Origin of the sequence: Rhodococcus marinonascens NBRC 14363 (assembly GCF_001894885.1) — a bacterium.
GTDB lineage: Bacteria > Actinomycetota > Actinomycetes > Mycobacteriales > Mycobacteriaceae > Rhodococcus_F > Rhodococcus_F marinonascens.
Genome location: NZ_BCXB01000061.1, coordinates 1 through 6,992 on the forward strand (window position 1 = coordinate 1; position 6,992 = coordinate 6,992).

Consider the following 6,992-nt stretch of genomic DNA (forward strand, 5'->3'; position numbering starts at 1 on the left):
GAACATGGTGAAATCCCCCTGAAGTCTTCAGCACCCGGATCGAGCGCCCCGAGGGATCGTACAGTGGCGGCCGCAGTCTGCACCCTTCCTTGGTTCTATTCGCTGCTGGCGCCGGGGTGTTGTCAGTCAGGCGTATGCGCTTAGCGCCCAAACGATCCGGATGATGATCACAAGGAAGACGAACACACCCCACACAACCCACGCGGCCGCGGACGCATCGAAAAGCCAGAGCAGCGGCACCGAGAACACCGCAAGACGCACGTCGTAATACTTACTACCGGGCGGATCCGACGGCGGTAAGGGCTGCCCAGACCCGGCCGGTAGTGGTGCGGCCGGGTCGGTCGGCTGTGGTGGTGTGCTCATGTCTTCCTTCGTCTGCACGGGTGAATGTGTGTGGAGGGGAGCGTAGATCACTGGAGCCTGCAGGGTTCCGGGTTCGGCTCGCTCGCAATCAGTTCGCTGGCCGGGAACAGTGAGACCTCCGTCTGCGTGGCCTTTCACCATCGTGACCAATCGGTTCCGTGGTTAGATGTCGCGGGCGTGTATCTGCGCTTGGCACATTTCGGGGAGGAACTTTTGTCGACGATATTTATCTTTGTCGGTTTGATCGCACTCATCATCGGTGTGATCGCTCTGATTCGTGGCCGCCTGGACTGGGCCCGAATCTCGGGGCGTAAACCTGCTGCAGCGGTTACTGCCGGCGCGTTCGGTCTCATGGTTATCGGTGGCGCGCTCGCGCCCACACCTGAATCGGAAGAAGTGAACGCTTCGCAGTCGGTGGCGCCGAGCACATCCCGCCCTGCAGAGACGACCGCCGAAGTCCAAGCGGCCACCTACACGCTTGACCAGTCCGGAGTAGACGAATTTCGTGCTCTGGTCACCACCGCGGACTCACGTGCACTGGAACTCGCCTACGAGAAGCTCAAAAGCCAATTCCTCGGAAGCCGGCCCGCCGGCGGTTACTTTCTGAGATTCGACTGCGCGTACGGCGACGACCCGACAAAGGCCGCGAATCGGCTCGCTAACGCCCGTATCGCGGTCGGAAACCTGGGTGCCGCGCAGACCGGGCTGCCGGAAGGCACCGGCGAGTTCAAGATGAACACGGATGTGCGGTGCGAGGAGGCTGACGCGGAGCCCGCAGCCTCGGAGCCCCTAGTCACCACATCTGCGGCCGACGGCAAGCCGACCGAAGCGGATACTGCGGCATTCGTGGCGGCCTTCCGTGCCGCCTACCCCGAATTGTCGGACGGTCGGCGGGACAACCCGATCGCGAACCTGCTGAGGAACACGTGCCAGGAGATCAGTGTCGGCAAGGAGCCCAGCATCATCGCGTCCCATGCCGGCAAGCGCGCGGAGTACCAGGGCATCTCCCCCACCCCAGCTCAGGCCCAGGCGATCTACGACTTGGTGGCCGGGTACTGCCCGAGCGCATCCGCGCCACCTCCGCCTGCTGTGATCGAGGAACCCGCACCAGCACCAGCACCAGCACCAGCACCGGCACCAGCACCGGCACCAGCACCGGCACCGGCACCGGCACCGGCACCGGCACCGAGCCGAGCCTCGGTCTCCTACAAGAACTGCACTGCAGTCAGGGACGCCGGTGCCGCACCCATCTACCGCGGCGACCCCGGCTATAGCAGCAAACTCGACCGCGACGGGGACGGCGTCGCCTGCGAGTAACCGCGCCGCAACTGGCACCGCGACATTCCAGACAGAAGTGGTGTGCAGGAGCATCTCCGATGCGGAGCGCTACGTCGGCCGACCTCGCGGCCTCCGCACGACGACGTCGTTGAGTGCCCGGGGTACGGCCTACCAGTTCGGGTGCCGGGCGTTGAACTCGTACCATGGTCCGTCGATGTGCCTGCTCTCGAACTTCTCGTACATGCCGTCTCCGGTGGGTGCCTCTGCGGGTGAGTACACCCACCCTCCGATCGCGTGAAAGAACGCTTGGTCGGAGTCGTGGAAGTAGATCGTACCGTCGGCTTCTCGCGTGATGCTCGAGATTGTGAAGGGCCCGACATTCACGTCGAATGCCTGGGATTCCGGTGAGGTTGAGAACCGTTGGGCGGCTGCCTCGAAGTCGCCGCGCGCGGAATGGAAGGGCGCGGGAACGAGGAGGATGACTAGCAGGGCCGCGACAACGATAGCCGGGGCCGGCACGATCCACCACGACCATCGGCGGTCCCGGCCGACGAGGTAGAGGGTCTTGACCGCCCAGACGAGTCCTGCGATGAGAAGTAGCCCGCCGAGCCCCACCATGATTAACAGGTTTGTGAAGGCGTCCAGACCGCGCGACGCTCCAGGCCACCAGTCGACCGCTGCGAACGTGATGCCGACAGTCAATACGAATGTGAATGCCGCCAACCACTGTCCCGGTGGTCGTGCGGTCTCACCTGCTCCATTGCCGCGCGTCTCCATTCTTCAAGTGTGCAGCCCGTCGTCCCTGTATCGGCCATGCTCGCCGTCAGGATGGTTTGACTGGCTGTTGATGGGGCCCGGCGCACCAGGGTTGCCTGACGCTTGGGTTCTGTGGCGACGCGGAAGTTGACGCGTCCAAGTATCGAACGTATAAGGTCCGACCCGTGATCCGTGCTGCGCGCCTGAACGAACTGCCCGCGTTGCAAGAGATAGAACGAGCGGCGGGGATCTGTTTCGCCGACATCGGCATGGTCGCTGTCGCCGAGGACGACCCGCCATCGCTGGAAACCTTGCGTGAATTTCACCAGGACGGCCGCCTGTGGGTGTGGGTCCGAGAAGATGACTACCCCGCTGCGTACGCGATGGTGGACGTCGTAGACGGCAACGTGCATCTCGAGCAGGTCTCGGTACATCCGGATCACGCAGGCAAGCGCATCGGGCAAGCGCTGATCGAGCACGCCGCGACCTGGGCACGCGCTCGCGACATCACCGCGATGACGCTCACCACGTTCACCGAGGTGGTGTGGAACGGGCCGTACTACGAGCGGCTGGGCTTCCACTATCTCGCCGTCGACGAGGAAACCGCCGGTCTCCGCACGATTCGGAAGGCCGAAGCAGCACATGGCCTCGACGCGTGGCCGAGGGCGTGCATGCGGAGGGACCTGGAACCCGCCACGTAGCGCACCGACCGAAACTGACCGGTGAGTGGGGGTCGCGGCGAGGGTGTTCCGCAAACGAAGGTTTGTGCCCCTACCTGCGCTTAATCACTGGGACTGGCGATAAGGAGCGCCGTCCTTGCGTGTGTACCTACGGTGCGAAGTGCAGCCTCAGCCGAGCTGTCACCGCGGTGCATCTTCCGCGCGAACTCTTCCGCCATTCAATACCGTTCTCGGGGAGATCTTTTCAGTGGACAGGCGTGATCATTCGCAGGGGTGTTGTCGGACTGCGGTGCCGCAGCCGCGCCTGCTCCGGACCCGATTCCTGCGGTGCCGATAAGGCGGCAATCGGTACCGCAACGACCATCTTCCAGATCGGGATCAACCTCGGACTGCCACTTCTTGTAGTGCTCATTGGCACGTGTCAGCTCGTGTGGAACCGGATCGCACCGGCGGGCCGGCATGGCTACGGACACAATGAGAAGTAATCCAGGCTTGCGCAGCCTACGGACCCATAAACCAGTCGATCGCAATCTCCTGGACGTCGATGCTGGAATTGGCAGCTTCGCATGCACGCACGACAGCGGCCGAGTTCGCATTGAATTCTTCCGCAACCGACTTGCTGGTCATGAGTTTCACTGTGCCCACCGGAATTGCAGACGCCAGGGCCACCATTCGTTCCTTCACGTCACTGTTGCTGGTCGACAGACCGGCAGCATCGATGGCACTGACGGCATCGGCCTTCGCGGCCGTCCACTGTTCGAGCGTGAGATCGCCTTTGCCGTTGTGGGAAAGGCTGAAGAGTTCATCATGAGCAGTCTCAAAGTCCGCACATGCCGTCCCAGTATTGTCGTCTACAGTATCGGCGCAGCCAGCCAGCGCCAGCGCACCAGCCCCAAGTGCGATGATGACGTTTCTCATTGCACATTGGTACCAGTCGATGCACTAGCACCCGGGTTGAGGGTGCGTTCGATCAAGAGTGAGATACCCCAACCGGAGCAAGACATTGCAAAGCTTGCCAGTGTGGCAATCCGGCATCGGATCGTCGAAGCCTCGTTACTGGGATGCCTGCTCATCGGTCGGTAACTCCACTGCCACAGCAACATCCAACCGCAGCAAGACCGCTACTGCCTAGCGGAGGATCTGTCGGAGATGTTCCTCATACCAGGGTCTGACAGGTGGCCGAGAGTGGTGTCGAGATGCAGCGAAGATTAGCGAAACGCGACGCTAGTTTACGCCCGCGACGGCTCTGGTGATCTGGCAGCTGATCGCGCTTCTGACCTACTGACAAGCGCTTGCGGCGGGGCACGTGTTGCCCCGCCGCATTGCCGAGTCGGCGCTCTGGCAGCATGGGGTTCTTTCGTTCCCCTTACGCCTCCCAAACCAATAGATGCGTTTGGAATTCTGAGGCGGTAAAAAAACTTCTTTCACCGCAGGGTGTGCTTCAGGTTCTCATGCCTGTTGACCTCTGTAATTGTGTCGAAGTCGGGCTACAGTTTCGCGGTTTTGCGCGCAAGCTGGCGCAGGTCAGCTACCGAAACTGCCGAACGGTGCCGGCGGCGGCGGCGGGGGTGGGGGCAGTAGGTTGGCGATCCGTGTTCCTAGATCGCCGGACCAGATGTAGTCCTCGTCGAACCCGATCGAGGCGGTCATGGTGGCGGGGTTCAGTTTCTTGTAGTTCACTTTGTACGCCCACTTCAGCGTGACCGAGGTGTATGGGGCGACGAAGCCGCTGAACGTGCCGGAGGAGTGTTCGTAGTTCGACGCGGCGGGGATTCCCGAGGGGCCGTAGGTCAGTGAGGGTCGCCGTAGCTCCCATCCTTCGATCCCCTCAGCACCCGCGGTGTATTTGATGCTGATTTGGGTGGCATTGGCGCCCGTGCTGTAGAGGGTGATCGAGGCGATGTTCCCCGAGGCTCTCATTCGGATGTCGGTTCCGAACGGGTACACCTGCGCGGCGTTGGCTGCGGGTGCCAATGCCACAGCGGGGGCGGTTAATACGAGTAGGGTCGCCGCGGCTGTCACGGCTCGTCGTGCGATCTTTCGGAAATCCATTCGTGAATCTTTACTGGGACTTTACCTGCCAGTCAAACGGGCTACGAGTTCACCGAACGCGATGCAACGGTCCGGGCGCCGAGATCGGCCGACGAGTGGGGCCCCGGCGAGGCTGTTCCGTAAACCGAGGACGTATTTGAACCATCCGAGCCCGGGTTCGGCGACCAGGCACACTCGGTGTTCCGAAACTTGTGTCCATAACCGATGTTTCACAATGCCCGTTGTCGAGTGCTTCGCGTAGCAACGTGGTTTCGGTTGGGGATACCGATGCGGTCAGCTCGCAGCTTCCGTCTCTACGGCCGTGAGCAGCCGGTACACGGTGGCGCGGGACATGCCTGTGAGCTTTCCGATCTCGACAGCACTCATGCCCCGGTCGCGGTACTTGCGCGCCTGGTCGACGTCCTCGGTGTTGAACGTGGGGCGCCGGCCACCCTTGCGGCCGTTCGCTGCGGCCGCGGCCAAGCCTGCCTTGGTGCGTTCGATCATCGTGTCGCGTTCGAGTTGCGCGAACGCCGACATGACGGTGAGCATTGCCCTGCCCATCGGGCCTTCGGTCGTCAGGCCTTCGGTGATGCTGTGGAATCCGATGCCGCGGGAGTGCAGGTCGTCGACCAGCTGCAGCAGGTGGACGGTGTTGCGGCCCAAGCGGTCGAGTTTCCACACGGTGAGCACGTCGCCGGGGCGCAGGTAGCCGAGTGCGGCATCGAGCTGCGGGCGCGATGCCTTCGCACCGGACACGCCGTGGTCGGTGAACACCTTCTCGGCGGCTGCGGCCGCGAGTGCGTCGAGTTGTAGTTGCGGGTTCTGGTCGGTGGTGCTTACTCGCGCGTATCCGATGACTGTCACTGCGCTCCTGTCTCGCAATCCCGTGTCTGTTCGGTTCTGAGACTAGATGGTTTGCAAGACGGTTTACAAGACGGTTTGCCGGGGTGCCGCCGCAGGAACTCGGGGATCTCAGTGTGAACAGTCTCGAGTCCTGACAAACGAACGTTTGCGAGACGCGTGCAGCTCGCGTCCATCAGTACCAAGGTATCGAGGTACTAGGGTATTGCGGTTTCTAGCGGCGTGGTGACGGTGTCCTCGATCGCGGCCACGACGGTCTCTGCATCGGCGGGAGTCCCTGCAGCGGAAGAGGACTTGTCGAACGCCGACCGGATGCCCGGCTGAGAGCGCCACCGGGGTAACCCTGCGTTCACGCCCGCGTCGATCCCTCGGCCCGGCCGTTCGGGTGTTCGATACTACCTTGTGCGGCCTTGTGCCTGTGAGGAGTTCGGCGGATTTGGGGTCGGAACCGAAATCCGGTTGTTAGCCTCCGGTGGGCTGGGTTTCGGTTCCGACCGCCGGTTCCCGACATGACGAAGGTTGATCCAGGTTGTTCCTCACAAGGTAGGAGACGAATGTGAATCAGCACAGCACGGTGCGCGGTTACCGCAGGGTCGGGGGGCGCGCCGCGCGTCTCACACTCGCGGCGGCGGCCACCACCGCGATGGTCCTGGGTATGGCCGGGATGGGGGCGGCGGCCGCGGCCGCCGATACCGTCATCGACACCGTCCCCCTTCCCGCCGGAAGCTTCCCGGTGGGGGTGGCGATCACCCCGGACGGGTCCTTCGCCTACGTCACCAACGTTGGCGACGGCACGGTGTCGGTGATCGACACCGGCACCAACATGGTCACCGCGACCGTCCCGGTCGGGGCCGGCCCGTTCGGGGTGGCGGTCACCCCGGACGGAACCCGCGCCTACGTCACCAACCAAGGTGACGGCACGGTGTCGGTGATCGACACCGGCACCAACACGGTCGTGGGCGCGCCCATCCCGGTCGGGGCCGGCCCGTCCGGGGTGGCGGTCACCCCGGACGGAACCCG

General features: G+C 63.2%; 8 protein-coding genes. 3 read left to right on the plus strand and 5 right to left on the minus strand.

Going from position 1 to position 6,992, the window contains the following annotated elements; translation table 11 throughout:
* Positions 1-126: 126 nt before the first annotated feature.
* Positions 127-363, minus strand: a complete 237-nt coding sequence (locus tag RM2_RS24245; RefSeq protein WP_139277893.1) for a hypothetical protein — start codon at positions 361-363, stop codon at positions 127-129.
* Between the two features lie 240 nt (positions 364-603).
* On the opposite strand from RM2_RS24245, the gene RM2_RS25460 reads away from it, so the two are divergent.
* Entirely contained in the window at positions 604-1,680 is a 1,077-nt protein-coding gene (locus RM2_RS25460; RefSeq protein ID WP_245814093.1) for an excalibur calcium-binding domain-containing protein, read from the plus strand.
* Between the two features lie 129 nt (positions 1,681-1,809).
* Here the strand turns inward: RM2_RS25460 and RM2_RS21995 are convergent, their stop codons facing one another.
* Positions 1,810-2,418, minus strand: a complete 609-nt coding sequence (locus RM2_RS21995; RefSeq protein ID WP_072691624.1) for a hypothetical protein — start codon at positions 2,416-2,418, stop codon at positions 1,810-1,812.
* A gap of 164 nt (positions 2,419-2,582) precedes the next feature.
* Between RM2_RS21995 and RM2_RS22000 the strand changes: the two genes are divergently transcribed.
* Positions 2,583-3,098: a GNAT family N-acetyltransferase gene (locus RM2_RS22000; protein ID WP_072691625.1), complete on the plus strand. Its 516-nt coding sequence runs from the start codon at positions 2,583-2,585 to the stop codon at positions 3,096-3,098.
* A gap of 480 nt (positions 3,099-3,578) precedes the next feature.
* Here RM2_RS22000 and RM2_RS22010 read toward each other — a convergent pair whose 3' ends face one another.
* The 3 genes from RM2_RS22010 to RM2_RS22020 form a co-directional block, all read right to left on the minus strand.
* Complete coding sequence (locus RM2_RS22010) at positions 3,579-3,995, minus strand: hypothetical protein (RefSeq protein WP_072691627.1); 417 nt, start codon at positions 3,993-3,995, stop codon at positions 3,579-3,581.
* 606 nt (positions 3,996-4,601) lie between these two features.
* Positions 4,602-5,129 carry a hypothetical protein gene (locus tag RM2_RS22015; protein ID WP_072691628.1) on the minus strand — a complete coding sequence of 176 codons (528 nt, stop codon included), beginning with the start codon at positions 5,127-5,129 and terminating at the stop codon, positions 4,602-4,604.
* Between the two features lie 273 nt (positions 5,130-5,402).
* Entirely contained in the window at positions 5,403-5,975 is a 573-nt protein-coding gene (locus RM2_RS22020; protein ID WP_072691629.1) for a recombinase family protein, read from the minus strand.
* Positions 5,976-6,528: 553 nt separating this feature from the next.
* Between RM2_RS22020 and RM2_RS22025 the strand changes: the two genes are divergently transcribed.
* The coding region (locus tag RM2_RS22025) for a YncE family protein (RefSeq protein ID WP_373863375.1) at positions 6,529-6,992 on the plus strand (464 nt) is incomplete at its 3' end.